At 64.8% G+C, this 25,102-nt stretch carries 24 protein-coding genes; 13 read left to right on the top strand and 11 right to left on the bottom strand.

From position 1 onward, the window contains the following. Positions 1-257: 257 nt before the first annotated feature. Entirely contained in the window at positions 258-1,856 is a 1,599-nt protein-coding gene (locus CXR00_RS09195) for an ABC-F family ATP-binding cassette domain-containing protein (protein WP_104054212.1), read from the bottom strand. Positions 1,857-2,051: 195 nt separating this feature from the next. On the opposite strand from CXR00_RS09195, the gene CXR00_RS09190 reads away from it, so the two are divergent. Genes CXR00_RS09190 through CXR00_RS09175 form a run of 4 tightly spaced genes read left to right on the top strand, consistent with a single transcriptional unit; the run spans position 2,052 to position 5,019 of the window. Next, entirely contained in the window at positions 2,052-2,672 is a 621-nt protein-coding gene (locus CXR00_RS09190; RefSeq protein WP_104054211.1) for a biotin transporter BioY, read from the top strand. Further along, positions 2,672-3,439 (top strand): energy-coupling factor ABC transporter ATP-binding protein, encoded by a 768-nt coding sequence (locus CXR00_RS09185; protein WP_104054210.1) that lies wholly within the window; start codon positions 2,672-2,674, stop codon positions 3,437-3,439. Before CXR00_RS09190 ends, CXR00_RS09185 begins: the two co-directional genes overlap by 1 nt. Before the next feature lie 10 nt (positions 3,440-3,449). Beyond that, positions 3,450-4,109: an energy-coupling factor transporter transmembrane component T gene (locus CXR00_RS09180; RefSeq protein ID WP_104054209.1), complete on the top strand. Its 660-nt coding sequence runs from the start codon at positions 3,450-3,452 to the stop codon at positions 4,107-4,109. 7 nt (positions 4,110-4,116) lie between these two features. Beyond that, positions 4,117-5,019: a neutral zinc metallopeptidase gene (locus CXR00_RS09175; RefSeq protein WP_104054208.1), complete on the top strand. Its 903-nt coding sequence runs from the start codon at positions 4,117-4,119 to the stop codon at positions 5,017-5,019. On the opposite strand, the gene CXR00_RS09170 is transcribed toward CXR00_RS09175, so the two are convergent. The 7 genes from CXR00_RS09170 to CXR00_RS09140 form a co-directional block, all read right to left on the bottom strand. Beyond that, positions 5,016-5,654: an HAD family phosphatase gene (locus CXR00_RS09170; RefSeq protein WP_258060348.1), complete on the bottom strand. Its 639-nt coding sequence runs from the start codon at positions 5,652-5,654 to the stop codon at positions 5,016-5,018. The two genes, CXR00_RS09175 and CXR00_RS09170, sit on opposite strands and share 4 nt — an antisense overlap. Continuing rightward, positions 5,651-6,055 (bottom strand): nuclear transport factor 2 family protein, encoded by a 405-nt coding sequence (locus CXR00_RS09165; RefSeq protein WP_181032513.1) that lies wholly within the window; start codon positions 6,053-6,055, stop codon positions 5,651-5,653. Before CXR00_RS09165 ends, CXR00_RS09170 begins: the two co-directional genes overlap by 4 nt. Positions 6,056-6,179: 124 nt before the next feature. Continuing rightward, positions 6,180-6,509 (bottom strand): metal-sulfur cluster assembly factor, encoded by a 330-nt coding sequence (locus CXR00_RS09160; RefSeq protein ID WP_104054819.1) that lies wholly within the window; start codon positions 6,507-6,509, stop codon positions 6,180-6,182. Between the two features lie 38 nt (positions 6,510-6,547). Then, positions 6,548-7,345: a Fe-S cluster assembly ATPase SufC gene (gene sufC / locus CXR00_RS09155; protein ID WP_104054206.1), complete on the bottom strand. Its 798-nt coding sequence runs from the start codon at positions 7,343-7,345 to the stop codon at positions 6,548-6,550. A 108-nt stretch (positions 7,346-7,453) separates the two neighbouring features. Beyond that, positions 7,454-8,785 carry a Fe-S cluster assembly protein SufD gene (sufD, locus tag CXR00_RS09150; RefSeq protein ID WP_104054205.1) on the bottom strand — a complete coding sequence of 444 codons (1,332 nt, stop codon included), beginning with the start codon at positions 8,783-8,785 and terminating at the stop codon, positions 7,454-7,456. After that, on the bottom strand, positions 8,785-10,260 hold the full coding sequence (gene sufB, locus CXR00_RS09145) for a Fe-S cluster assembly protein SufB (protein ID WP_104054204.1): 1,476 nt from the start codon (positions 10,258-10,260) through the stop codon (positions 8,785-8,787). Before sufB ends, sufD begins: the two co-directional genes overlap by 1 nt. Continuing rightward, positions 10,260-11,042 (bottom strand): metalloregulator ArsR/SmtB family transcription factor, encoded by a 783-nt coding sequence (locus tag CXR00_RS09140; protein WP_104054818.1) that lies wholly within the window; start codon positions 11,040-11,042, stop codon positions 10,260-10,262. Before CXR00_RS09140 ends, sufB begins: the two co-directional genes overlap by 1 nt. 126 nt (positions 11,043-11,168) lie before the next feature. On the opposite strand from CXR00_RS09140, the gene CXR00_RS09135 reads away from it, so the two are divergent. From CXR00_RS09135 to CXR00_RS09125, 3 genes are read left to right on the top strand one after another with little or no spacing between them, the layout of a single operon-like run. Continuing rightward, a complete protein-coding gene (locus CXR00_RS09135; protein WP_104054203.1) occupies positions 11,169-12,128 on the top strand; it encodes an ABC transporter ATP-binding protein in 960 nt (319 codons plus the stop codon). Beyond that, on the top strand, positions 12,125-12,868 hold the full coding sequence (locus CXR00_RS09130; protein ID WP_104054202.1) for an ABC transporter permease: 744 nt from the start codon (positions 12,125-12,127) through the stop codon (positions 12,866-12,868). The genes CXR00_RS09135 and CXR00_RS09130 overlap by 4 nt, the downstream gene beginning before the upstream one ends. A 5-nt stretch (positions 12,869-12,873) precedes the next feature. Then, on the top strand, positions 12,874-13,878 hold the full coding sequence (locus tag CXR00_RS09125) for a heme A synthase (protein WP_258060347.1): 1,005 nt from the start codon (positions 12,874-12,876) through the stop codon (positions 13,876-13,878). Positions 13,879-14,243: 365 nt separating this feature from the next. Here CXR00_RS09125 and CXR00_RS09120 read toward each other — a convergent pair whose 3' ends face one another. Next, on the bottom strand, positions 14,244-15,140 hold the full coding sequence (locus CXR00_RS09120) for a heme o synthase (protein ID WP_104054817.1): 897 nt from the start codon (positions 15,138-15,140) through the stop codon (positions 14,244-14,246). A gap of 440 nt (positions 15,141-15,580) precedes the next feature. Between CXR00_RS09120 and tkt the strand changes: the two genes are divergently transcribed. Genes tkt through pgl form a run of 6 tightly spaced genes read left to right on the top strand, consistent with a single transcriptional unit; the run spans position 15,581 to position 23,841 of the window. Further along, positions 15,581-17,770, top strand: coding sequence for a transketolase (tkt, locus tag CXR00_RS09115; protein WP_104054200.1), 2,190 nt, complete (start codon positions 15,581-15,583; stop codon positions 17,768-17,770). A 23-nt stretch (positions 17,771-17,793) separates the two neighbouring features. Next, complete coding sequence (gene tal, locus CXR00_RS09110) at positions 17,794-18,909, top strand: transaldolase (RefSeq protein ID WP_104054199.1); 1,116 nt, start codon at positions 17,794-17,796, stop codon at positions 18,907-18,909. 5 nt (positions 18,910-18,914) lie between these two features. Then, the gene (locus CXR00_RS09105) at positions 18,915-20,543 is read left to right on the top strand and encodes a glucose-6-phosphate isomerase (protein WP_104054198.1); all 1,629 of its coding nucleotides are present in this window, start codon (positions 18,915-18,917) and stop codon (positions 20,541-20,543) included. Next, complete coding sequence (gene zwf / locus CXR00_RS09100; protein ID WP_104054197.1) at positions 20,544-22,088, top strand: glucose-6-phosphate dehydrogenase; 1,545 nt, start codon at positions 20,544-20,546, stop codon at positions 22,086-22,088. Further along, on the top strand, positions 22,085-23,020 hold the full coding sequence (locus CXR00_RS09095; protein WP_104054196.1) for a glucose-6-phosphate dehydrogenase assembly protein OpcA: 936 nt from the start codon (positions 22,085-22,087) through the stop codon (positions 23,018-23,020). The genes zwf and CXR00_RS09095 overlap by 4 nt, the downstream gene beginning before the upstream one ends. Next, a complete protein-coding gene (gene pgl, locus CXR00_RS09090) occupies positions 23,020-23,841 on the top strand; it encodes a 6-phosphogluconolactonase (RefSeq protein WP_104054816.1) in 822 nt (273 codons plus the stop codon). The genes CXR00_RS09095 and pgl overlap by 1 nt, the downstream gene beginning before the upstream one ends. A 93-nt stretch (positions 23,842-23,934) precedes the next feature. On the opposite strand, the gene secG is transcribed toward pgl, so the two are convergent. Together secG and tpiA are read right to left on the bottom strand one after the other, a co-directional pair. After that, positions 23,935-24,186, bottom strand: coding sequence for a preprotein translocase subunit SecG (gene secG, locus CXR00_RS09085; protein WP_104054195.1), 252 nt, complete (start codon positions 24,184-24,186; stop codon positions 23,935-23,937). 64 nt (positions 24,187-24,250) lie between these two features. Continuing rightward, on the bottom strand, positions 24,251-25,066 hold the full coding sequence (gene tpiA, locus CXR00_RS09080; RefSeq protein WP_104054815.1) for a triose-phosphate isomerase: 816 nt from the start codon (positions 25,064-25,066) through the stop codon (positions 24,251-24,253). Positions 25,067-25,102 lie beyond the last annotated feature (36 nt).

Genomic DNA, 25,102 nt, shown 5'->3' with positions numbered 1-25,102 from the left:
GTGGGGGCACTCCCCTGCTTTGAAGATCTGCAGGCTCTGATGAGTGTTCTGGCAGGGACACCTTTGGTAAGTAGGAAAGCGTTCAGAGCGACTTATCCAGAAATTCTTATACTTCTTTATGGCAATGGATACTTGTCTTCATGAGGATGGGACCATAGGGAACAGAAAGCGAAGGCCCCCCACGCGCCGTGCGCACGGGGGGCCTTCATCCGGATTGGCGGAGCCGTTTCTGCTTGGCGCCGCGAAGTCCGGCCGCCTTAGGCCAGCGTCACCAGGTCCAGATAGTCTTCGTTCCAGTGGTCCTCGTCGCCGTCCGGCAGCAGGACAACGCGCTCCGGATTAAGCGCCGCCACGGCACCCTCATCGTGGCTCACCATCACCACAGCGCCTGAATAGCTGCTCAGGGCACCGAGGATCTCCGCGCGGGAGGCGGGGTCAAGGTTGTTGGTGGGCTCGTCGAGCAGCAGGACATTGGCAGACGAAGCAACAATGGTGGCCAGCGCGAGGCGGGTCTTTTCACCACCGGAGAGCACGCCGGCCTTCTTCTCGACGTCGTCGCCGCTGAACATGAAGGACCCCAGCACGCTGCGCACTTCGGCATCATCCATGTCCGGCGCGGAGGAGCGCATGTTCTCCAGCACGGTGCGTTCCGTATCCAGGGTTTCGTGCTCCTGGGCGTAATAGCCCACCTTCAGACCGTGGCCCGGGATGATCTTTCCGGTGTCCGGAGTGTCGACACCGGCAAGCATGCGCAGCAGCGTGGTCTTACCCGCACCGTTCAGGCCCAGGATGACCACCTTGGATCCGCGGTCAATGGCCAGATCCACGTCGGTAAAGATCTCCAGCGAGCCGTAGCTCTTGCTCAGGCCTTCGGCCATCATGGGCGTCTTGCCGCACGGTGCCGGGTCCGGGAAACGCAGGGCGGCTACGCGGTCCGTGGCGCGGACGGCGTCGAGCCCGCCCATGAGGCGGTCCACGCGCTTAAGCATGCTCTGCGCGGCGGATGCACCCGAGGCGCGGGCCTTCATCTTGTTGGCCTGGGCCAGCAGGATGCCGGCCTTCTTCTCGGTGTTGGCGCGCTCACGCTTGCGGGCGCGCTCATCGGTTTCGCGCTGGATCTTGTAGCGCTTCCAGTCCATGTTGTAGATGTCGATCGTGGCGCGGTTGGCATCCAGGCTGAAGACCTTGTTGACCGTTGCTTCCAGCAGCGCGGTGTCGTGGCTGATCACGATCAACCCGCCGGTGTGGTTCTTCAGGAACTCACGCAGCCAGGAGATGGAGTCGGCATCGAGGTGGTTGGTGGGCTCATCGAGGAGCATGGTTTCGGCATCCGAATACAGGATCCGGGCCAGCTCCACGCGGCGGCGCTGGCCACCGGAAAGGGTGCTCAGGGGCTGGTTCAGCAACCGGTCCGGCAGGGCCAGGTTGGCGGTAATGGTTGCCGCTTCAGACTCTGCGGCATATCCGCCGGCGGAAAGGAACTCGGCCTCCAGCCGGTCATAGCGGTTCATGGCCTTCTGCGAGATTTTGGGGTCATCGCTGGCCATTTCATCCTGGCACTTCTTCAACTGTGCGGAGACCTTGTCCAGCCCGCGGGCGGACAGGATGCGGTCCCGCCCGAGCTGCTCCATGTCCGGCGTGCGCGGATCCTGGGGCAGGTAGCCAATCTCGCCGGAACGCTTCACATGCCCGGCTGCCGGCAGCGCCTCCCCTGCGAGAACCTTGGTCAGAGTGGTTTTGCCCGCGCCGTTGCGGCCCACCAATCCGATCTTGTCGCCTTTGTCCACACGGAATGAAACCGCTTCCATGAGCAAACGTGCGCCGGCACGGAGCTCGAGATTAGATACGGAAATCACTCAGTGGACCTTTCGAGGGGGTTCGGGGATAGTACTCGTGCTGCGATCGCAGCCTTTCCAGTCTACCGCCGATCGACACGTTGTAGAAAACCTCCAAAGGAATTACAGCGCCGCGCGGTTAGGGTCAACAGGGATGCGGCGATGCCGAGGCATAACGCCGAACCCACTTGTAGGCGTCCTACGAAACGAGACCAGATGAGCACTTCCTCCGCTGACGCTGCGGCACCTTCCCGGCGGGGGCGGCTCCCCCGCCGCCCCTGGAATGCTGCGGATCTGTCCCTTATTGCCGTTTTTGCTGCGCTGGTCGCCTCGTTCTCACTGCTTCCCGGAGTACCCCTGGGCGCCGGGGTTCCCATTACCCTCCAGACACTGGCCGTTATGCTCGCCGGCATCATTCTGGGACCTGTCCGAGGAGCTGCTTCCGTTGCCTTGTTCCTGGCCGCCGGCCTGGCCGGATTGCCCGTCTTCAGCGGCTTCAGCGGCGGCCTGGGCGTGCTGGCCGGCCCCTCCGCCGGGTACCTGCTGGCCTTTGTGCCCGCAGCCTTCGTAGTGGGACTGCTGTCCCGGGCTGCCCTGCGCCGTGGCCGCCGGGCGCGTTTTCCACTCCTTTTCGCCTCCGCCATGGCCGCCAGTTTCATCTGTGTGCACCCGTTGGGCATCGCCGGCCTGATGCTCAATGCGAAGCTCGGGTTCCCGGCGGCACTGGCCGCTGACATGGCTTTCTTGCCCGGCGATGTGCTCAAGAACCTGCTCGCGGCAGCCGTGGGTGTCAGTGTCTTCACGGCCTTCCCCCGGCTGGCAACAAAGAGCCGCTGATGGTTCAGATCCGCCTGCGGGACGTTTCAGTGCTCCGCTCCCCCGACCCGTCGCCCACACCCAACACCGGCGACCCTGCTGCCGGCAGCACCCCCGGTCCGATCCTGCACCCCGTGAACCTGGATCTGGACGAGTCCCGGATCGCCGTCATCGGCGCCAACGGCTCCGGAAAATCGACTCTTCTGAAACTGCTCAACGGACTGCTGGCTCCGGACACCGGGACGGTAACCGTGGACGGCCTGGATACGGTGCGCCAGGGCAGCCGGGTCCGCCGGCGGGTGGGGTTTGTTTTCACGGATCCCCTCTCCCAGCTGGTCATGCCAACAGGGCGCGACGACGTCGAACTCTCGCTGCGCGCGTCCATCCGCAAGCGGTCGGAGCGGCGGGCTGCGGCAGAGGACAGGCTGGCCGCCTTCGGACTGCTGGGCCTGGCGGACCGGAGCATCTATGACCTCTCCGGCGGGGAACGCCAGCTCATGGCGCTGGCCTCAGTGCTGGCCGTTGAACCGGATGTCCTGATAGCTGATGAACCCAGCACGCTGCTGGACCTGCGCAATACCGCCGCGCTCCGCCGAATCCTTTCCGGGTTGCCGCAGCAGATTATCTACACAACCCATGACCTGGACTTCGCCGCGGATGCGGAGCGGATCCTGGTAGTTGAGGACGGCAGGATCGTGTTCGACGGCGCCCCCGGGCCTGCGCTGGCCGCCTACCGTGCGCTGGCGCTGGGTTCCGGCAGCGGACCGGCTGTGCGGGGCATGCCGTGAGGAGGCCGCAGTGAGGGGTTCGGCTCACCTGCTCGGCGCCTACCGGGCCGGACGCTCCCCCGTGCACCGGGCGCCGCTGGGCCTGAAGGCTGCCGCCGTCGTCGTGCTGTCTGCGGTTGTGCTCGCCTTTCGTTCGCTGCCGGTGCTGGGGGCGGCTCTCCTGCTGGTCCTCGGAGCGTATGCCGCGGCGCGGCTGCTCCCGGAATCGTGGCGTCCCCTGAAGCTGATGTGGCCGGTCCTGCTGCTGCTGGGCACTTTCCAGGTGTGGTCCAACGGTGCCGCCGCGGCACTGCTGGTGGTGGGAAACATTGTGGCCTGCGTGGCTGCCGCCCGGCTGTTGACCCTCACCACTCCCCTGCAGGACCTTCTGGACGGACTCGTGGCGCTGGCGGGGCCGTTCCGCTTCCTTGGAGCAGATCCGGAGCGTTTCGGACTGACGCTGGCCCTCATGCTGCGCAGTATTCCGTTCCTGCTCGGCTCGGCCCGGGATGTGCGCCACTCTGCCATGGCGCGCGGCCTGGAGCGCAACCCCCGTGCCCTCACCGTTCCCGTGGTGATCAGGGCCGTGGCATACGCCCAGCAAACAGGCGACGCCCTGGCCGCCCGCGGCATCGGGGAGGCAGCCGATCCTCCGGTGCCTGAACGCAAGCATGCTGAGGGTCGGGGATAATCGGAGCATGAGTTTTAACGAAAATGCACGATTGGACTCCTCCCGTGTCAGCGACCGGCGGGGCAAGGGCAAAGGTATTGCTGTAGGCGGCGGGCTCGGCGGAGGACTCATCCTCATCCTGTCGCTGATCTTCGGCTCGGATGTGGTGGACGGTCTCGGACTCAGCGACGGCGGCAGCCCCGCCGGAGCGGGCTCCGGTTATTCCGAGAGCATCTCCGAATGCCTGGACGGAGCCGATGCGAACGAACGCCTCGACTGCCGGATTGTGGGAACAGCCGAGAGCCTGGACAGCTTCTGGGGTCCGGCCCTGGCTGCGGAGGGGCTTTCCTACTCCGAACCGGGTGTTGCGCTCTTTAGCGGACGCACCGACACCGGGTGCGGGTCCGCGACCAGCGCAGTGGGCCCCTTCTACTGCCCCGCTGATGAGCAGACCTACTATGACACTGCATTCTTCGACGAACTCGTGGCTCAGTATGGTGCCTCCGGCGGCCCGCTGGCGCAGGAGTACGTGGTGGCCCATGAGTTTGGGCACCACATCCAGAACCTGACCGGCGTCCTGGGCGCCTCGGCATCCGATCCGCGCGGTGCTGATTCTGCCGCGGTGCGGACCGAGCTGCAGGCGGACTGTTATGCGGGGCTGTGGGCGGGCAAGGCCGCTTCGGTGCCGGCCCCGGGCAGCACCGAGCCCTTCCTGGCGGAGCTGACGGCAACGGATGTGCAGGACGCGCTCTCTGCCGCCTCCGCCATCGGCGATGACCGGATCCAGTCCAAGGCCACCGGCCAGGTGAATCCGGAGAGCTGGACGCACGGCTCCGGCGACCAGCGGCAGGCCTGGTTCATGCAGGGTTACGACGGCGGCAGCATCGCCTCCTGCGACACGTTCAGCACCCCGGATCTGGACAACCCCTAGCCGTCTCTTCGGTTGGACCTTTCACGGAACCGGTCCAGTTCCTGCCGCAGGTCGGTTCCGGGGTTGAAATGCACCGTGTGCAGACCCAGCGCCCGGGCCGCCTCGATGTTGCGGACGTTGTCATCAATGAAGACAACGTCCGCCGGGGCCGCTCCCAGCTTGTCCAGGACATGCGCGAAGATCCGGCGGTCAGGCTTGATCATTCCCAGCGGTCCGCTGAAAAAGGTGTGCGCGAAGTGGGCAGGCCACGCCGCTTCCCGAAGGTACCGGGCGGACATCCCGGCCGGCATGTTGGAGAGCAGCGCCAGCTGCGCGCCTTCGCCCGACAGGGTCTCCAGCACGGCCATGGTGTCCGCATTCAGGTGAGACCACTGGGCGGCGTCCAGGTCCTCCAGCACCCTGAGCTGTTCTGCGCTCACCGCTGTGCCCAGCACCCGGGCCCAGTATTGCGCGGGAGTATGGGTACCGGCGTCGTAATCCTCCCGGTACGCCCAGTAAGGACTCGAAGCCGGTGCCAGCTGCTGCAGCCCGGTTTCCCGTTCCAGCGCAGCCCAGTCTCCCGGCTCCGGCTCGGTGGATATGACCATGCCGTAGTCGAACAAATACCAGGTTCCGGAGCGGGACAAGGGTGTCACGGCTGCCCGGCCGGGTCTCCGATATTGACCTCGGTAAAGTCCCGGCAGAGCAACCACCGGTCGTCCGTCCGCTCCCAGGATTCCATCAGCAGGGCCCTGCCGGTGACCGCGCTGCCGCTGCGGTAGGTCATTTCATAGCAGACGACGGCCTCATCCGGTCCCCGGGAAGCTACCGTCCGGAACCCGGCATGCACGGTGCTGCCGCGCATCCCGGAAACTGTGTCCCGGAAACCCTTCCGCGCCGCTTCGCCGTCAAACGGATGAGCCGTGGCCGCAACGTGTCCCAGCCAGCCGTGGTAATCCGGTGCCAGAAATGACTCGATGGGTCCGCTGTCCCCGGAAGCCATTGCCTCGTTCCAGGCTGCCATATAGTCGTCGTGAAAATGCGGAGCAGTGTTCATGTGGTCCCCTGGCGGATTGTCGCGTTTGTCCTCTGGCGCAGACGCTAGCATCCTTGGGCCGCAAAAAAGAGCAGGGCCGCTCCCCCGTCCCCGGGAAAGCGGCCCTGCTCTTTGGTGCAGTTCTCTAGATGTTGAAGCCCAGCGCGCGCATCTGGTCGCGGCCGTCGTCCGTGATCTTCTCGGGACCCCACGGCGGCATCCAGACCCAGCTCAGCCGCCAGTCGTCCACAACGCCGTCCAGTGCCTGGCCAACCTGCTCTTCGATGACATCGGTGAGCGGGCAGGCCGCGGTGGTCAGCGTCATGTCGATCAGCAGGGCGCCGTCGTCCGCGTACCGCAGGCCGTAGAGCAGCCCCAGGTCAACGACGTTCACGCCCAGCTCGGGGTCGATGACGTCCTTCAGGGCCTCTTCGATGTCCTCCAGGGACGTCTGGGCCAGGTTCGGCTCACTCATCATCTGCTCCTGTGCAGTTGTATCGGTCAGGGTGGTGCCTAGGCCTTCAGGGCGTTGGCAGTGGCGGTGGCCGCCGTGGCGTTGGCGCCGGTGAAGCGGTCGTAGCCTTCTTCTTCCAAACGGTCGGCCAGTTCCGGCCCGCCCTGCTCGGCAATCCGGCCGTCAACGAAGACGTGGACGAAGTCCGGCTTGATGTAGCGCAGGATCCGCGTGTAGTGCGTAATGAGCAGCGTGCCCATTTCACCCTTGGAGTGTTCGCGGTTAACGCCTTCGGAGACAACCTTCAGGGCGTCAACGTCCAGGCCGGAGTCCGTCTCGTCGAGGATGGCGAACTTCGGGCGGAAGAGCTCGAGCTGGAGGATCTCGACGCGCTTCTTCTCGCCGCCGGAGAAGCCTTCGTTGACGTTGCGCGATGCAAAGTCGGCGTCGATGCGCAGCTGGCTCATGGCAGCCTTGACGTCCTTGGTCCAGTGGCGCAGGGAGGGTGCTTCGCCGTCGAGCGCGGTCTTGGCGGTGCGCAGGAAATTGGTCATGGTGACGCCGGGGACCTCTACCGGGTACTGCATGGCCAGGAACAGGCCGGCGCGGGCGCGCTCGTCCACGCTCATGGACAGGACATCTTCGCCGTCGAGCGTGATGGAGCCGCTGTCCACGATGTAGCGGGGGTGCCCGGCAATGGTGGAGGCCAGGGTGGACTTGCCGGAGCCGTTGGGGCCCATGATGGCGTGCGTCTCACCGGTGTTGATGGTCAGGCTGACGCCCTTCAGGATCTGCTTCTTGACACCCTGTTCGGTCTCAATGCTGACGTGAAGATCCTTGATCTCAAGAGTAGACATACGAGTTACGCTTTCTCCTTTGCACGCTCTGGTGCGTATTTAAGCTTCAAAAAGTGTGGGTGCAGCTTCGGTTCCCCGGGAGCCGCACGGCTTCCGGGGAACCGGGTGCTAGCTCTCGACTGCTGCGAGCTCGCGCTCGACGGCCTCCGTGAGGCGCTCTTCCAGTGCCGGAACCTTGATCTGCTGGATGATCTCGTTGAGGAACCCGCGAACCACCAGGCGGCGGGCAACATCCTCGGGGATGCCGCGGGCCATCAGGTAGAACAGGTGCTCGTCATCGAAACGGCCGGTGGCGCTGGCATGGCCGGCGCCCTCGATCAGGCCGGTTTCGATTTCCAGGTTCGGTACGGAGTCCGCGCGGCCGCCGTCGGTGAGCAGCAGGTTGCGGTTGACCTCGTATGTGTCGGTGCCTTCTGCCTCCTTGCGGATCAGGACGTCACCTACCCAGACGGTGTGCGCATCGCGGCCCTGCAGGGCGCCCTTGTACATGACGCGGGACTTGCAGTTCGGCACTGCGTGGTCCACGAACAGCCGCTGTTCCAGGTGCTGGCCGGCGTCGGCGTAGTACAGGCCGAACATCTGGACATCGCCGCCGGTGGCAGTGAACTTTGAGGACGGAGTGACACGCACCAAGTCACCGCCGAGGCTGATGACGACGTGCTTGAACTTCGCGTCACGGCCAATCCGGGCGTACTGCGCAGAAGCGTGAACGGCGTCGTCGTCCCAGTCCTGAACCGACACAACGGTCAGTTCAGCGCCGTCTTCGACGACAATTTCCACGTTCTGGGACAGCGTTGCCGATCCCTTGTGGTCAAGCACGACCACTGCCTTGGAGAACTTCTCCGCGGTAATGACCACGTGCTGGGCTGCGGGGTCCTTGCCGGCACCGGTCATGGTCAGCGTGACGCTGCCGTCGACGACGGTCTCGGCGGGGATGGTCACAGCGGTGGCCTCGGTGAAGGCTTCCCAGGCTGCTGCTGCCACCAGATCCTCGGGGATGCCGGCGGACCCGATGCGGGCATCGGTGCGGGCGACGTTCTCCACCCGGACACCGTCGGGAGCCACCACGGCAACCTCGGGGGCGGTGCCGGTGAGTTCGGCAGTGTGCAGGCCGCGAAGGCGCTTGAGCGGGGTGAACCGCCAGTCCTCTTCACGTCCGGTCAGTTTGCCGAAGTCGGCCCGGTTGTAGGAGGTCAGGCGTCCGGCGCGTGAGCTGTCCGGAATGCCTGCCCCTGCGCCGTGGCTGTGGGACTTGCTGCTGTCGCCGCCAAGAACCGAGGAAGATTCATTCAGCGGAGAGAGGTTCTCGCCCTCTTCGGTGAATCCGTCAATCCGGACACGGCTGTCCCCTGAGGGCGCGCCAATCCTGGCTTTGACTTCCTCTACTGCATTGCTGACCTTTTCGGTCACGTTTTCGACGACGTCGTTAAGCTTCGACATTAACCGACGGCTCCTTCCATCTGGAGTTCGATGAGGCGGTTGAGTTCAAGGGCGTATTCCATCGGCAGTTCACGCGCAATCGGCTCAATAAAGCCGCGCACGATCATTGCCATTGCCTCGTCCTCGGGAAGGCCGCGGGACATGAGGTAGAACAGCTGCTCCTCGCTGACGCGGGAAACAGTGGCTTCGTGGCCCATGGTGACGTCATCTTCGCGGATGTCCACGTACGGGTACGTGTCCGAGCGGGAGATGGTGTCCACCAGCAGGGCGTCGCAGCGCACGGTGTTGGCCGAGTGCTTGGCGCCTTCGCGGACCTGGACCAGGCCGCGGTAGGCAGCACGGCCGCCGCCGCGGGCCACGGACTTGGAAATAATGGAGCTCTTGGTGTTCGGTGCAATGTGGACCATCTTGGATCCGGTGTCCTGGTGCTGGCCCTCGCCGGCGAAAGCGATGGACAGGGTCTCACCCTTGGCATGCTCGCCAACCAGGTAGACGGCCGGGTACTTCATGGTGACCTTGGAACCGATGTTGCCGTCGATCCACTCCATGGTGGCGCCCTCGTGTGCAATGGCGCGCTTTGTCACCAGGTTGTACACGTTGTTGGACCAGTTCTGGATGGTCGTGTAGCGGACGCGGGCGCCCTTCTTCACGATGATTTCGACGACGGCCGAGTGCAGCGAGTCCGAGGTGTAGATCGGTGCGGTGCAGCCCTCGATGTAGTGGACGTAGGAATCCTCGTCCGCAATGATCAGGGTGCGCTCAAACTGGCCCATGTTTTCCGTGTTGATGCGGAAGTAGGCCTGCAGCGGGATTTCCACGTGGACGCCCTTGGGGACGTAGACGAAGGAACCGCCGGACCACACGGCCGTGTTCAGGGAACCGAACTTGTTGTCACCGACCGGGATGACAGTGCCGAAGTACTCCTGGAACATTTCCGGGTGTTCCTTCAGGGCGGTGTCGGTGTCCAGGAAAATGACGCCCTGGCGTTCCAGGTCCTCGCGGAGCTGGTGGTAGACAACCTCGGACTCGTACTGCGCTGCGACGCCGGAAACCAGGCGGCCGCGCTCAGCTTCGGGGATGCCGAGCTTCTCATACGTGTTGCGGATGTCCTCGGGGAGGTCTTCCCAGGTGTTGGCCTGCTTCTCGGTGGAGCGCACGAAGTACTTGATGTTGTCGAAGTCGATGCCGGAGAGGTCTGCACCCCAGGTGGGCATGGGCTTCCGGTCGAAGTACTTCAGGCCCTTCAGGCGAAGGTCCAGCATCCACTGGGGTTCGTTCTTCTTTGCCGAGATGTCCCGGACAACTTCCTCGCTGAGCCCGCGGCGGGCGTTTGAACCCGCGACGTCGGAGTCGGCCCATCCGTATTCGTAGGTACCGATGCCCTCGAGCTCAGGGTTTTTCTCCAGGATGTCTGAAATCACAGAATCCGGCACCGCGGCGGGCGCCGTTGACTTCTGGGTTGCTTGATCCGTCATCACGGCCTTTCTTGCTGATGAATGGATGTGGACTTATTGGTTTCGGCGTGCACGGGGACGTGCGCCTCGGACCTGGTGCGGCCCACGGGTATGTGGGTCGTACAAACATGCCCGCCGCGGGAAAGCGTGGAAAGTCTACGGACATCCACGTCCAGCAGCCGGGCAAAAACTTCGGTTTCCTTGTCGCAGAAGACCGTGTAGGAACTCGCCAGTCCCTGAATGGGGCAGTGCCCCTGGCACAGCTGGACGCTGAGCAGTGTGCTGGGCTGCTTCGCCGTCCCGATCAGAGTGGTCGAGCCGACAAACCCGTCCTTGGTCAGCTCTGCTGCCAATGCTTCGGCCTTATCCTGAACGGCGGGACCGGCCGCTTCCACGACCGGACGGTAGCGTTCTTCCATCCGGTCGAAACGTTCGGCGGCGAACTTCTCTATCGCCTCCGGCCCGGCTGCGAGGCCGAGCTGGCGCAGGGCTTCGGTGGCGATGTCCAGGTAATCGTTGCCCAGATACGCCTGACCCTGCTTACTCAGAACGTACCGGCGCGCCGGCCGCCCTGCACCCGACGAGGGATTGTTCACTCGCTTGACTTCGATCAGTCCCTTTGCGGAAAGCGCATCGAGGTGCCGGCGGACTGCTGCGGGCGTGAACCCGAGCCGTTCGCCCAGCTCCGCTGCGCTCACCGGGCCATGCTCCAGCACCGCGCCCAGGACGCGGTCCCGGGTGCGTTCCTCCGCTTCGCGGGCTGCTGCCGGCTTGGCGACTGCCTTCGGCTCAGAGTTACTCACAGAATACACAACACAAGCATGACGTAATTTGTTCCTGCCTGCCAGTAAGGACAGGCTACCCACCGCCTGCCGATGCCCGGAGATCGCCGGCCCGGGTGCACTGCCCTGTACTACCTAACGTAGAATATGACGGTGCCCAACGATGAACCCTGCCTGACCATAAAAGGCCTGATCAAGGACTGCGGCCCGGTAGCCGGTCTCGACGGCAAGATGATCCGGGTGCTGGCCGGTGTCGATTTTTCCGCCCGCCGCGGTTCCGTCACTGCCCTGCTCGGTGCCAACGGCGCCGGCAAAACCACTACTTTGGAGTGCGCGCAGGGCCTGCAGCCCATCAATGGCGGCGAAGTGAGGCTGTTGGGGCAGGAGCCCTATGGAGCGGGAGCTGAGCTGCGCAGCAGGGTGGGTGTCATGCTGCAGGACGGCGGCCTCCCCCCGTCCGCCCGTCCGGTCCCCCTCCTGCACCACATCGCCTCCATGTACGCGGATCCCCGCCCGGTGGATGAGCTGGTGACCCGGCTCGGCATCGGCAGCTTCGCCAACTCCAACATCCGCCGGCTCTCCGGCGGGCAGAAGCAGCGGCTGGCGATGGCCACCGCGCTGATCGGCCGCCCCGAAGTACTGTTCCTGGATGAGCCGAGCGCCGGCCTTGATCCGCAGTCCCGGCAGATTGTCTTTGACCTCATCTCCGAGCTGCGTGACGACGGCCTGGGAATTATCCTCACCACCCATCTGATGGACGACGCTCAGAAGCTCGCCGACTACGTCTACATCATTGATGCGGGCAAGACGGTGGCGCAGGGCACCGTGGCCGAACTTACGGCGCAGACAGATGAACTGGCCGACCAGCGGCTCCTGACCTTCGACGCCGCACCGGGACTGGATCTGGCCGCCGTCGGGCTCCCCCATCTGGTGATCAGGGAATCCCCGCCCGGACACTACACAGTGCGCGGGGCCATCACGCCCGATGATATTGCGGCACTCTCCGCCTGGTGGGCACGCGGCGGCATCCTTCCGTCCGCAATCCATATGGCATCCCGTTCCCTGGAAGACGTCTTCCTCGACCTGTCCGGAAGGGAAATCCGATGAGCGCCCCCGCTTCCCTGCCCGTACGCATCCTGAACCAGGGGCGCTACGAGGCCATCACCATGCTGCGCAACGGTGAGCAGCTGATCCTGGCTGTCTTCCTGCCGCTGATGGCGCTGATCGCCCTGTCCGTGACTCCGGTCCTGGACGGTTACGGCACCTCGCGCGTCAACATGGCGACGCCGGGAATCCTGGCTCTGTGCGCGATGTCCACCGCGTTCACGGGGCAGGGAATTGCCACCGGCTTTGACCGCCGCTACGGCGTCCTGCGGTTCCTGTCCACCACCCCGCTGGGCAAGGCCGGACTCATCGCCGGCAAGGGAATCGCCGTCGTCGCCGTCCTGGCCATCCAAGTGGTGGTCGTGAGCATCGTCGCGGCGTTCCTGGGCTGGGAACCGTCCTGGACCGGGATCCCGCTGGGCCTCGTGTCACTGCTGATCGGCGCTGCGGCCTTCACGGCGCTGGGCCTGCTCGTGGCCGGCACCGCCCGGCCCGAAGCCACCTTGGCGGTCACCAACCTGCTGTGGATCCTGCTGGCCGCCGTGGGCGGCATCATTATCCCCGCCGGCAATTTGCCCGACATCATGCAGCCCTTCGTGGAGATCCTGCCCTCCGCCGCGCTGGGTGAAGCCATGCGCTCCGCACTCATCGACTCTTCTTTTAATATCCCCGCCACGCTGATTCTTCTGGCGTGGACAATCCTGGGTGGCCTTGCTGCTGTCCGCTGGTTCAAATGGAGCTGAATTCCGTGTCATCCACATCTTCCGGCCGAGCCTCATCGCCCGTCGTCCCTTCGCCGCCCGCGGACAACCTGCCTGCTACGAACAAGTGGGTACGCGGCCTTGCCGTTGCATCACTGGTCGCCAACATCGGCATCGTCGTCACCGGCGGCGCCGTGCGCCTGACAGCCTCCGGGCTGGGCTGCCCGGAATGGCCGCTCTGCACACCGGATTCCCTGACCACCACCCCGGAAATGGGCATCCACGGGATTATCGAGTTCGGTAACCGGCTCCTGACCTTCGTGCTGGCTGCCATTGCGTTTGGCATGGTGTTCAGCATTTGGAAAATCCGGGCCGAACGCCGTGACCTGTTCAAACTGTCAGTGGCGCTGCTGGCCGGAATCCCCGCCCAGGCACTGCTGGGCGGTATCACTGTGTGGACCGGACTCAATCCGTGGATCGTGGGAGGCCACTTCATCCTCTCGATGGTCCTCATTGTGCTGGCCACCGTCCTGGTCAACCGCGCCTGGCTGTCCCCGCATCAGCTGGGCAGCACCAACGGCCCGCTGGCAACGCGCTCCCTGCGTCCGCTGCTCGGGGCCCTGGGGGTCCTGTCGGCACTGTCCGTGCTGCTCGGCGTCGTTGTCACCGGGTCCGGACCGCACGCCGGAGACCACGGAGCGGCCCGCAACGGGCTGGATCCGGATCTTATGACCCGCCTGCACGTGGTGCCGGTCTATCTGCTCGTTTTTGCCCTTGCCGTGGCCCTCTACCTGGTGTATCGCCACGCCACCGACGGACGGCTGCGCTCCTCGCTGCTGCTGCTGACCGTCGTGGTCCTGATCCAGGCCGTTATCGGTTACACGCAGCATTTCCTGCACCTGCCGATTGTGCTGGTGGGACTGCACATGCTGGGCGCCTCGCTGCTTACCGCTGCAGCCGCCCACGTGGTCTTCACCGGCTTCTCGCGGCAGGTTCCCGGCACTGACCCGGCTGCCCGGCCTGCCGGAGCCACCGCTTCCCGCCGGGGCTAAGCTCCCGCGGGGCGGGAACCGCGCGCCGAGAGCCTTCTCGGCCATGAGCGCAGAAGCCTGAACGGGCCGGATTCTTCGGAATCCGGCCCGTTTCTTTGTCCAACGGGGCCTCTTGCTTTCCTTTTCGTCGGGTGGCTGGGTCCGACTGTAGAGGTCCTGCCGGAATCCCCGCGGGGGAACGGTATGAACGGGTCACTCGGCGGAGGGAAAGACCCTTAGCCGGACACTCGGCGGCTGCAGAGGGCTTGCCGCGGGACGGCTCAGGGTCCAGGAACGTCGCTGCCGGCAGACACAGGAAGGGCCGGAGGCGTAAACCTCCGGCCCTTCCTGGTACGTCTTGTTGCGACTGACCGTCTAGAGAGGTCCTACAGCAGCGGGCCGCCCACAAACGGGTCGATGGCCAGCGCCAGGAACAGGATGGTCAGGTAGCTGATGGAGCCATGGAAGACCTTCATGGCGGTCCTGTCCGTGACAGTCTCATGCTGTGCCCGGTTGTGCAGGCGGTGGGTCTCGGCCAGGAACCAGACACCGGCCAGGACGGCTGCCAGGGTGTAGACCCACCCGGCGCCTCCCGCCGGGATGAGCAGCAGCGAGCAGGCCACCGTGGCGTAGGCGTAGAGGACAACCTGCACCGAGACCAGCTTGGCTCCGGCAACGGCCCCGAGCATCGGCACCGACGCGTTGCGGTAGTCCTCGCCGTACTTCATGGACAGCGGCCAGTAGTGCGGCGGCGTCCACAGGAAAATGATCAGGAAGAGGATGACCGCAGGCCATTCCACCTTGTTGGTGACCGCGGCCCAGGCGATCAGGACCGGCATGCAGCCGGCGATGCCGCCCCACACAATGTTTTGGGTGGTGCGGCGCTTGAGGATCAGCGTGTAGAAGACCACGTAGAGCAGGATCGCGCCCAGGCCCAGGAGGCCGGTCAGCGGGTTGGCGCCGAACCAGAGCAGGGCGATGGAAACAACGCCCAGGACCCAGGCGAACACGAGCGCCTCGCGCGGGGACACTTCGCCGGTAACCAGCGGACGGTTCTTGGTCCGCTTCATCAGCTTGTCCATGTCCCGGTCAATGTAGCAGTTGAACGCACCGGCGCTGCCGGCTGCCAGGGCACCGCCAACCATGGTGAAGACCACGAGCCACAGGCCCGGCAGTCCCCGCTCGGCAAAGATCATGGTGGGCAGTGTTGTAACCAGCAGCAATTCGATGACCCGGGGCTTGGTGAGTGCCACGTAGGCCCGGAGCTTACGTCCTGCCGTCATCTTGCCGGTATACACCGGCAGGTCGGCGGGGGCTTGCTGCGTTGTCACGGGGCGATCACATCATCCAATCTGGGCCGGAAAAGTCCACCATCATCATAGCCTCTATCGGCTGTAGAAAACGAAGCCCTGCGATGCGGTACCCCGCGGCACTGTATAAAACGGCCCGAAGTCCCACTGGAAGAAACGATACGCCCATTGCCACCGCCTACGGGATAAGGTTGGAGCGGACCTTTCCCGCGGCTGCCTAATAGCCGCCGGACAGCACCGAGCGGGACCGTGGGAACAAAGAATTTTCCCGATTGCGGTAAGGATTCTACTCCACGTCCTGTTGTTGTGGTTAAGGAACCGGCTGCGCTGGATAACCAGTGCAACCAGGAGTCTCCGGCGTCTTGGGCGCCGGTCAACTGTAGTGAGAGAGGGGCCCGGTAAACGTGCCACATATGGAAGAGCAAGAACTGACCTGGACAGATCTGGACCGGAAGGCGGTGGACACCGCCCGTGTCCTGGCCGCGGACGCCGTCGAGAAGGTCGGCAACGGACACCCGGGAACGGCCATGAGCCTGGCGCCGGCAGCGTACCTGCTGTTCCAGAAACTGATGCGCCACGATCCCTCGGATCCCCAGTGGACCGGCAGGGACCGTTTCATCCTCTCCCCCGGGCACACCTCGCTGACGCTCTACATCCAGCTCTTCCTTTCGGGTTACGGCCTGGAGATCGGAGACCTCGAGGCACTGCGCACCTGGGGTTCCAAGACCCCGGGCCACCCCGAGTACCGCCATACGGCCGGCGTCGAAATCACCACGGGTCCGCTGGGTCAGGGCCTGGCTTCCTCCGTAGGCTTCGCGTTCGCCCAGCGCCGCCTCCGCGGCCTGCTCGACGCCGATGCCCCGCAGGGCGAAAGCCCGTTCGACCACACCACATGGGTCATCGCCTCCGACGGCGACATGCAGGAAGGTGTCACGGCTGAAGCCTCCTCGCTGGCCGGCCACCAGGAGCTCGGCAACCTGGTCGTCATCTACGACGAGAACCACATCTCCATTGAAGACGACACCGACATCTCCTTCACCGAAGATGTCCTGAAGCGCTACGAAGCTTACGGCTGGCACACCCAGCGGGTGGACTGGACCAAGACCGGCGAATACGTGGAAGACGTTGCCGAGCTGTACAACGCGCTGCTGGCGGCCAAGGCTGAAACCAGCAAGCCGTCCATCATTTCACTGCGGACCATCATCGGCTGGCCGTCGCCGAACAAACAGAACACGGGCAAGATCCACGGCTCCGCCCTGGGCAAGGATGAAGTTGCCGCACTGAAGGAAACACTGGGCTTTGACCCGGAGAAGTCCTTCGACGTCGACCCCGCCGTTCTTGAACATGCACGCCAGGCAGTCTCCCGCGGCTCCGAAGCGCGCCGTGAGTGGGAGGAGCGCTTTGAGGCCTGGAAGGCTTCGAACCCCGACGGCGCCGCTCTCCTGGAGCGCATCAGCAACGGCACGCTTCCCGAGGGCTGGGAAAAGTCGCTGCCCGAGTTTGAGGCCGGCAAGGACATGTCCACCCGCGCCGCATCCGGCAAGGTACTCTCGGCCATCGGCCCCGTACTGCCCGAACTGTGGGGTGGCTCGGCCGACCTTGCCGAGTCCAACAACACCACCATCGAGGGCTCCCCGTCCTTCATCCCGGCCGGCAAGCAGACCAACGCCTGGTCCGGCAACCCGTATGGCCGGGTCCTGCACTTCGGTATCCGCGAACACGCCGCTGCGGCGATCGTCAACGGGATCACCATGCACAGCAACACCCGTGCCTTCTCCGGAACGTTCCTGATCTTCAGTGACTACCAGCGTCCGGCCATCCGCCTGGGTGCCCTGATGGGCGTGCCCTCCATCTACGTGTGGACGCATGACTCCATCGGCCTGGGCGAGGACGGCCCCACCCACCAGCCGGTGGAACAGCTCGCTTCGCTGCGTGCCATTCCCGGACTCGACGTGGTCCGCCCGGGCGACGCCAACGAAGTGGCCGTGGCCTGGAAGACCATTCTGGAAAACACGGAGAACCCCGCCGGCATCGTGCTGACCCGCCAGAACATTCCCACGTACCAGCGCGGCGACGGCCCAGCCACCGCCGAGTCCTTCGCGTCGGCCAACGGCGCGGCCCGCGGCGGCTACGTCCTGGCCGAAGCGGTACGCGACGGCTCCGTTGTTACCCCGGACGTCATCCTGATCGGCACCGGTTCCGAGGTTCAGCTGGCCGTCGAGGCCCGTGAAGCCCTCGCAGCCGAGGGAATCGCGGCCCGCGTGGTTTCCATGCCCAGCATCGAGTGGTTCAACAAGCAGGATGCGCAGTACCGCGAGTCGGTTATTCCCAAGGACATTAAGGCCCGCGTTTCGGTGGAAGCCGGAATTGCCCAGGGCTGGCGTGAACTCGTGGGCGATGCCGGACGCAGCGTCTCCCTTGAGCACTTCGGTGCATCCGCCGACTACAAGACCCTCTACCGCGAGTTCGGCATCACCGCCGAGGCCGTTGCCGAAGCAGCACGCGATTCGCTGGCAGCCGCAAACGGCACGGACACCCCGCCGTCGGGCACTTCTGCTGCACCGTCAGGCGAGCAGTCCACCGAAACCGGCGACCAGAAATAATTTCAGTTACAAGGAGACAATTTATGACTTCCACACCCACCGCACAGCTTTCTGAAGCCGGCGTATCCATCTGGCTGGACGACCTGTCCCGCGAACGCATCGTCTCGGGCTCCCTGAAGGACCTCATCGACAACAAGAACGTCGTTGGCGTCACCACCAACCCGAGCATCTTCGCCGCAGCCCTGGCCAACGGTGAGTCCTATGCCGCGCAGGTTCAGCAGCTCTCACGCTCCGGCGCCGACGTGGACAAGGCCGTTTTCGAGATCACCACCGACGATGTCCTTCAGGCGTGCGATGTCTTTGCCCCCGTGGCTGAAGCCACGCACGGCGTGGACGGCCGCGTGTCCATCGAGGTAGATCCCCGTCTGTCCCGCGACACCGAGGGCACCATCCGGGAAGCCAAGGAACTGTTCGACAAGGTTGGCCGCTACAACGTGCTGATCAAGATCCCGGCCACCAAGGAAGGCCTGCCTGCCATCTCCGCGACCCTGGCCGCGGGCATCAGCGTCAACGTCACGCTGATCTTCTCGCTGGAGCGCTACCGCGAGGTCATCAACGCTTACATGGTGGGCATTGAGCAGGCCAAGGAAAACGGACACGACGTGTCCAAGATCCACTCCGTGGCATCCTTCTTTGTCTCCCGCGTGGATGCAGAGATCGACAAGCGCCTGGACGCCGCCGGCACCGATGAAGCCAAGGCACTGAAGGGCAAGGCCGGCCTGGCCAACGCCCGCCTGGCCTACCAGGTCTTCGAGGAGCAGTTCGCCTCCGAGCGCTGGCAGGTCCTGGCAGCGGCCGGAGCCAATGCCCAGCGCCCGCTCTGGGCTTCCACCGGCGTCAAGGACCCGGCGCTGCCGGACACCCTGTACGTCACCGGCCTGGTTGCACCGCACACGGTCAACACCATGCCGGAGAAGACCCTGAACGCCACTGCGGACCACGGCGAGGTCACCGGCGACACCATCACCGGCACCTATGAGGAATCCAACGCCGTCCTTGATGCACTGGACGGTCTCGGCATCTCCTACAACGACGTCGTTGAGCAGCTGGAAACCGAAGGCCTGGACAAGTTCGTGGTCAGCTGGGGAGAGCTGCTGGAGACCGTTCAGACCGCACTGGATACCGCGAAAGAGGCATAGGAAAAATGACCACACTGTCCTTCGAAGCAGCCGGGGCCGCGCTGGCCGCCGTCGAAAAAAACGTACCTGCCCTGGTACGTGATGACGTGGCTGCCCGCCTCCTCGCCCAGGACCCCACACTGTGGGGACCCGACGCAGAAGCGGAGGCTTCCATCCGCCTTGGCTGGCTGAATCCCTCCGAGGCCTCCCGGCCGCTCGTTGGACAGATCCGCGGGCTTCGGGAAGAACTGGCCGCCGAGGGAGTGACCCGCGTGGTCCTCGCCGGTATGGGCGGTTCTTCCCTGGCCCCGGAGGTCATTACCCGCACCGCGGGCGTGGACCTGACGGTCCTGGACTCCACGGATCCCGACGTCGTCCGCGCCGCCCTGGCTTCCGGGCTGGAGGAGACCGTCATCGTGGTCTCCTCCAAGTCCGGCTCCACGGTGGAAACCGATTCCCAGCGCCGCGTCTTTGAGCAGGCCTTCACCGACGCCGGGATTGATGCCAAGTCCCGAATCGTCGTCGTGACCGACCCGGGTTCGCCCCTGGACGGAGCCGCGCGCGAAGCAGGCTACCGCGCCGTCTTCAACGCCGACCCCAACGTGGGCGGCCGCTATTCGGCCCTCACCGCCTTTGGACTGGTTCCCTCCGGCCTGGCCGGCGCTGACATTGAAGCCCTGCTGGACGACGCCGAAGATGCCCTGGAAATCCTCAGCGACAACGCTGCGGACAACATCGGCCTGCAGCTCGGTGCCGCCCTGGGCGGCACCGACCCGCTGCGCAACAAGGTTGTCATTGTGGACGAAGGCTCCGGATTGGTCGGCTTCCCCGACTGGGCCGAGCAGCTCATCGCCGAATCGACCGGAAAGCTCGGCACCGGACTGCTGCCCGTCGTCGTCGAGCCCGGCGCACCCGAGATCACCTCCGGTGCGCCCGATGTCCTCACCGCACGCCTGGTGGCCGTGGACACGGATGCGGAGCCGGAAGGCGACCAGGTTGTCGTGGCCGGTTCCCTCGGCGGACAGATCATCCTGTGGGAATTTGCCACCGCCGTGGCAGGCCGCCTGCTGGCCATCAATCCTTTTGACCAGCCCGACGTCGAGGCGGCCAAGAAGGCAGCCCGCGGCATGCTGGACTCCCGTCCGGAACCCACGGAACCAAGCTTTGTGGACGGAGCTGTGGAAGTCCGCGGCCCGTCCGAACTCCTTGGCAGCGCCGGCACGCTTCCCGAAGCCCTGGCGGCCCTGCTCGGGCAGCTCGGGCCCGACGGCTACCTCAGTGTCCAGGCATATCTGGACCGGAACCTGCAGTCAGGGCTGGCGTCCATTCGCCCCGGGCTCGCCGCGGCTACCGGCCGGCCGGTGACGTTTGGCTGGGGACCGCGCTTCCTGCACTCCACCGGCCAGTTCCACAAGGGCGGACCAGCCCAAGGGGCCTACCTGCAGATCACCGGTACGCCGCAGGAGGACCTTTCCATTCCCGGCCGCCCGTTCACCTTCGGCGAGCTGATCACCGCCCAGGCGGCCGGCGATGCCTCCGTCCTCGCGGATCAGGGCCGGCCGGTGCTGCGCCTGAACTTCCTGGACCGGAAACAGGGCGTGGAGGAACTCGAAGCAGCCGTTCGGAACCTGGTTTCGGAAGGCGGGCACAGCTAAATGCCGGCCGACGAAAAGACGGGTCCCGCCAATCCGCTGCGGGACCCCCGGGACCGCCGGTTGTCCCGCATCGCCGGACCGTCCTCCCTGGTGATCTTCGGTGTCACCGGGGACCTGGCCCGGAAGAAGCTCATTCCGGCCGTCTACGACCTCGCCAACCGCGGCCTGCTCCCGCCCAGCTTCTCATTGGTGGGCTTCGGCCGCCGGCCCTGGAGCGACGAGGAATTCGCCGCCCAGGTGAAGGAATCGGTACAGAGCCATGCCCGGACCGACTTCAATGAGAACGTCTGGAAACAGCTGGCTGAGGGGATCCGCTTCGTTGAGGGCGGTTTCGACAGTGATGAGGCCTTCGCCAAGCTCAAGGACACTCTGGAGGCCCTGGACACCGAGCGCGGAACCCGCGGCAACCACGCGTTCTATCTCTCCGTTCCGCCGAAGTCCTTCGAGCAGGTCTGCCAGCAGCTCTCCAAGCACGGCCTGGCCGAAACATCGGAGGGCAAGTGGCGCCGCGTGGTCATCGAGAAGCCGTTCGGGCATGACCTGCAGTCCGCCCGCGAGCTGAACAACGTGGTGGAATCCGTTTTCCCCGCTGATTCCGTGTTCCGCATCGATCATTACCTGGGCAAGGAAACGGTCCAGAACATCTTGGCTCTGCGCTTTGCCAACCAGTTGTTCGAGCCGATCTGGAACGCGAACTTCGTAGACCATGTCCAGATCACCATGGCCGAAGACATCGGCATCGGCGGCCGCGCCGGGTACTACGACGGCGTGGGTGCAGCCCGCGACGTCATCCAGAACCACCTGCTGCAGCTGCTGGCACTCACGGCCATGGAAGAGCCCATCTCCTTCAACGCCGATCATTTGCGCGCCGAGAAGGAAAAGGTGCTCGCCGCCGTCCGGCTCCCCGAGGACCTGTCCAAGCACTCCGCGCGCGGACAATACACCGGCGGCTGGCAGGGTGGCGAAAGGGTCACCGGCTTCCTGGAGGAAGAGGGCTTCAACCCGGATTCCACCACCGAGACCTTCGCCGCCATCCGGGTGGACATTAATACCCGCCGCTGGGCCGGAGTTCCGTTCTACCTCCGGGCAGGCAAGCGTCTGGGCCGCCGGGTTACGGAAATTGCCGTGGTGTTCAAACGCGCACCCAACCTCCTTTTCCGCGACCACAATGATCATGACTTCGGCCAGAACGCCGTAGTGATCCGGGTGCAGCCCGATGAGGGCGCCACCATCCGGTTCGGTTCCAAGGTTCCCGGCACGCAGATGGAAGTCCGGGACGTGTCCATGGATTTCGGCTACGGCCATTCCTTCACGGAGTCCAGTCCGGAAGCCTACGAACGGCTGATCCTGGACGTCCTGCTGGGTGAGCCTCCGCTGTTCCCGCGGCACCAGGAAGTGGAACTGTCCTGGAAGATCGTTGATCCGTTCGAAGAGTACTGGGCCTCCCTCGGCACCCAGCCCGAGCCCTATGCCCCAGGAAGCTGGGGACCCGACTCCGCCGATGAACTGCTCGCCCAAGACGGAAGGACCTGGAGAAGGCCGTGATTGTAGATCTGCCGGACACAACAACGTCCAAGGTATCCAAAGAGATTGTGGCCATGCGGGAAAAGGGCGGGGTGGTCACCCTCGGACGCGTCCTGACGCTGGTGGTGGACACCGAACCCGATTTCGTGGAGGAAGCCATCGCCGCGGCCAACGAGGCCAGCCGGGAGCACCCCTGCCGCATCATCGTGCTGGCCGGCGGGTCCCCCGCCGACCAGACCCGGTTGGACGCCGAGATCCGCGTGGGCGGCGACGCCGGCGCGTCAGAGGTGATTGTCCTTTACCGCCACGGCGAGCTCGCCGGGGAGAGCGTATCGCTCGTCTCTGCCCTCCTCCTGCCGGACGCTCCCATTGTGGTGTGGTGGCCCCACGGGGTACCCGGGGATCCTGCACAGACGCCCCTGGGCTGCATCGCCCACCGCCGCATTACCGACGCCGCAACCGAGCCGGACCCCAAGCGGGCGCTGCTGGCGCTTGGCCAGGCGTATGCTGACGGCGACACCGACCTCAGCTGGACCCGGCTGACGAATTGGCGGATCCAGCTGGCAGCGGTGCTCGATGAAGCCGGCGCTGATCCCGTCACTGCAGTGACCGTGGCAGGAGCATCCGACTCAGCCAGCACCTTCCTGCTCGCTGCCTGGCTCAAGCACGCATTGAAGGTTCCCGTAAAAATCATTGAGGGTGAACCGGGCACCGGCATCGGTTCAGTAGTCTTCGAGCGTGACGGCGGTAACGTGGAACTGTTCCGTCCGGACCAAATCACCGCGTACCTGACCCAGCCGGGCCAGCCGGAGCAGCAGATATCACTGCCGCGCCGAAACCTGCGCGACTGCCTGGCGGAGGAACTCCGCCGGCTCGATCCTGACGAAGTCTACGGCGAAGTACTGACACAGGGACTGGCAGCCTGCCTGTCCCAAGAAGGGGCAACCGCATGATGCATTCTCCCAACGGCGTGAGCATTCACCCGGACGTGCAGGCCCTCACCGCAGCCACCGCAGGCCGGCTGATCACCAAGCTCGTGGACGTGCAGAGCCGGCGCGGAACCGCCACCGTGGTGCTCACCGGCGGGACGGTGGGCATCGCCGTGCTCGATGCCGTCTCCACGGCGCCCGCGCGCTCGGCCGTGGACTGGTCCCGGGTAAATTTTTGGTGGGGTGATGAACGGTTCCTTGCCGCTGACTCCCCCGACCGCAATGCCACCCAGGCCGCGGAGGCCCTGCTCTCACGGCTGCCCGTTGATCCCGCCCGGGTTCATCCCGTACCGGCTGCCGACGAGGTGTCCAGCGTCGAAGAAGCCGCCCTGGCCTATGCCCGGATGCTCGCGAATGAGGCGGCACACGAGGAGCTTGCTCCGGGGTTCGAATCGAACGATCCCCGGCTCCCCCGCTTCGATGTGCTCCTGCTCGGTGTGGGCCCCGACGCCCATATTGCATCACTGTTTCCCGAAATGGCCGGTGTGCGGACCACGGGTGAAACCGTGGTGCCGGTATCCAACGCGCCCAAGCCCCCGGCTGAACGCGTGTCACTGACCATGGAAGCCATCAACACTGCCGAAGAAGTCTGGCTTACCGTTGCAGGCGAGGACAAAGCCGGAGCCGTGGGCCTGGCGCTGGCCGGCGCCGGCCTGGTCCAGGTTCCGGCCGCGGGCGCGCGCGGGCGCACCAAGACCCGCTGGCTGATAGACCAGGCAGCGGCCTCACAGCTGCCGGACCGGCTGCTGGACCCGGAAGGCACCGGCGCCGCCGCAGCGGACTAGTTTCCCCGCCGGGCAAAGAGGAAGCCCCGGAGATCCTGACGGATCTCCGGGGCTTCTGTGGTTTAGTCCTGCCCGCCGGGGGCGGTGGAGTACTCAGGCTTCGCCGGAAAAGCGCTGGATCAGGCCCAGGGCGATGATGACCAGGCCCCAGGACAATCCGAGGGCCACGGTGAAGCGGTTCAGGTTGCGTTCGGCAACCCCTGATGAGCCCATGCTGGAGGTCATGCCGCCGCCGAACATGTCCGACATACCGCCGCCGCGTCCCTTATGAAGCAGGATGAGCAACGTCAGCAGCAGGCTGGTGATGGCAAGAAGAACCAGCAGGACAATCTTCAGAATTTCCACGTACGGCCTTTCGGGGGTGACTCATGGATTGGAGACGTGCACTGCGGTGCAGGTCAGCTGCAAATCAGTCGGTCACCAGATGTTGTTCGAACCTGACAATATTAGCAAATTCGGTCACATCCAAACTGGCACCGCCAACAAGCACACCGTCCACGTCGCGTTCCTTCAGAATGCTCGCCGCATTCTGTGCTTTGACGGACCCGCCGTACAGCAACCGGGTCTTGGCGGCTACGGCATCGTCGTACAGGTTGGCGATCTCTGCGCGGATGGCCGAGCACATTTCCTGGGCGTCTGCGGGGCCGGCAACCTCACCCGTGCCAATGGCCCAGATGGGTTCATAGGCAATGACCAGTGCGGAAACCTGTTCGGCGTCAAGACCGGCGAGATCCTGTCGGACCTGTTCCAGGGTGTGCGCCACGTGCTGGCCGGACTGGCGGATTTCCAGTCCCTCACCGACGCAGAGCACCGGAATGACTTCATTGCGGTACGCAGCCTTGAGCTTTTCGTTGAGCAGCTCATCGGATTCCCCGTGCACGGTCCGGCGTTCACTGTGGCCCACGAGGACGTACTTGCAGCCCAGCTTGGACAGGAACTGGCCGGAAATATCTCCGGTGTAGGCGCCGGAATCCTTGGGCGACAAATCCTGTGCACCGTATTCGATCTCCAGCTTGTCACCCTTGATCAGTGTCTGGACGCTGCGGAGGTCGGTGAACGGCGGGAAAATTGCCACCTCCACACGGTGGTAGTCGTGCTGTGCATCCTTGAGGGTCCAGGCAAGCTTCTGCAGCAGGGTGATGCCCTGGACATGGTCCATGTTCATCTTCCAGTTGCCCGCGATCAGCGGTGTCCGATCAAACTTGCCGTTGGTCGAGGTAGTCATCATCGCTCCGGTTTCAAATATTCTTCATCAAATGGC

Source organism: Arthrobacter sp. 9E16 (assembly GCF_002929435.1).
In the GTDB taxonomy this organism is placed as follows: domain Bacteria; phylum Actinomycetota; class Actinomycetes; order Actinomycetales; family Micrococcaceae; genus Arthrobacter_B; species Arthrobacter_B sunyaminii.
This window is presented reverse-complemented; position numbering and strand designations above follow the sequence as displayed.

Coding starts and splice junctions, on each gene's coding strand:
- CXR00_RS09190 (WP_104054211.1), top strand. CDS start 2,052: ATGAGCACTTCCTCCGCTGACGCTGCGGCACCTTCCCGGCGGGGGCGG.
- CXR00_RS09185 (WP_104054210.1), top strand. CDS start 2,672: ATGGTTCAGATCCGCCTGCGGGACGTTTCAGTGCTCCGCTCCCCCGAC.
- CXR00_RS09175 (WP_104054208.1), top strand. CDS start 4,117: ATGAGTTTTAACGAAAATGCACGATTGGACTCCTCCCGTGTCAGCGAC.
- CXR00_RS09165 (WP_181032513.1), bottom strand. CDS start 6,055: ATGAACACTGCTCCGCATTTTCACGACGACTATATGGCAGCCTGGAAC.
- CXR00_RS09160 (WP_104054819.1), bottom strand. CDS start 6,509: ATGAGTGAGCCGAACCTGGCCCAGACGTCCCTGGAGGACATCGAAGAG.
- sufC (WP_104054206.1), bottom strand. CDS start 7,345: ATGTCTACTCTTGAGATCAAGGATCTTCACGTCAGCATTGAGACCGAA.
- sufD (WP_104054205.1), bottom strand. CDS start 8,785: ATGTCGAAGCTTAACGACGTCGTCGAAAACGTGACCGAAAAGGTCAGC.
- sufB (WP_104054204.1), bottom strand. CDS start 10,260: ATGACGGATCAAGCAACCCAGAAGTCAACGGCGCCCGCCGCGGTGCCG.
- CXR00_RS09135 (WP_104054203.1), top strand. CDS start 11,169: ATGACGGTGCCCAACGATGAACCCTGCCTGACCATAAAAGGCCTGATC.
- CXR00_RS09130 (WP_104054202.1), top strand. CDS start 12,125: ATGAGCGCCCCCGCTTCCCTGCCCGTACGCATCCTGAACCAGGGGCGC.
- CXR00_RS09120 (WP_104054817.1), bottom strand. CDS start 15,140: ATGACGGCAGGACGTAAGCTCCGGGCCTACGTGGCACTCACCAAGCCC.
- tkt (WP_104054200.1), top strand. CDS start 15,581: ATGGAAGAGCAAGAACTGACCTGGACAGATCTGGACCGGAAGGCGGTG.
- tal (WP_104054199.1), top strand. CDS start 17,794: ATGACTTCCACACCCACCGCACAGCTTTCTGAAGCCGGCGTATCCATC.
- CXR00_RS09105 (WP_104054198.1), top strand. CDS start 18,915: ATGACCACACTGTCCTTCGAAGCAGCCGGGGCCGCGCTGGCCGCCGTC.
- zwf (WP_104054197.1), top strand. CDS start 20,544: ATGCCGGCCGACGAAAAGACGGGTCCCGCCAATCCGCTGCGGGACCCC.
- pgl (WP_104054816.1), top strand. CDS start 23,020: ATGCATTCTCCCAACGGCGTGAGCATTCACCCGGACGTGCAGGCCCTC.
- tpiA (WP_104054815.1), bottom strand. CDS start 25,066: ATGACTACCTCGACCAACGGCAAGTTTGATCGGACACCGCTGATCGCG.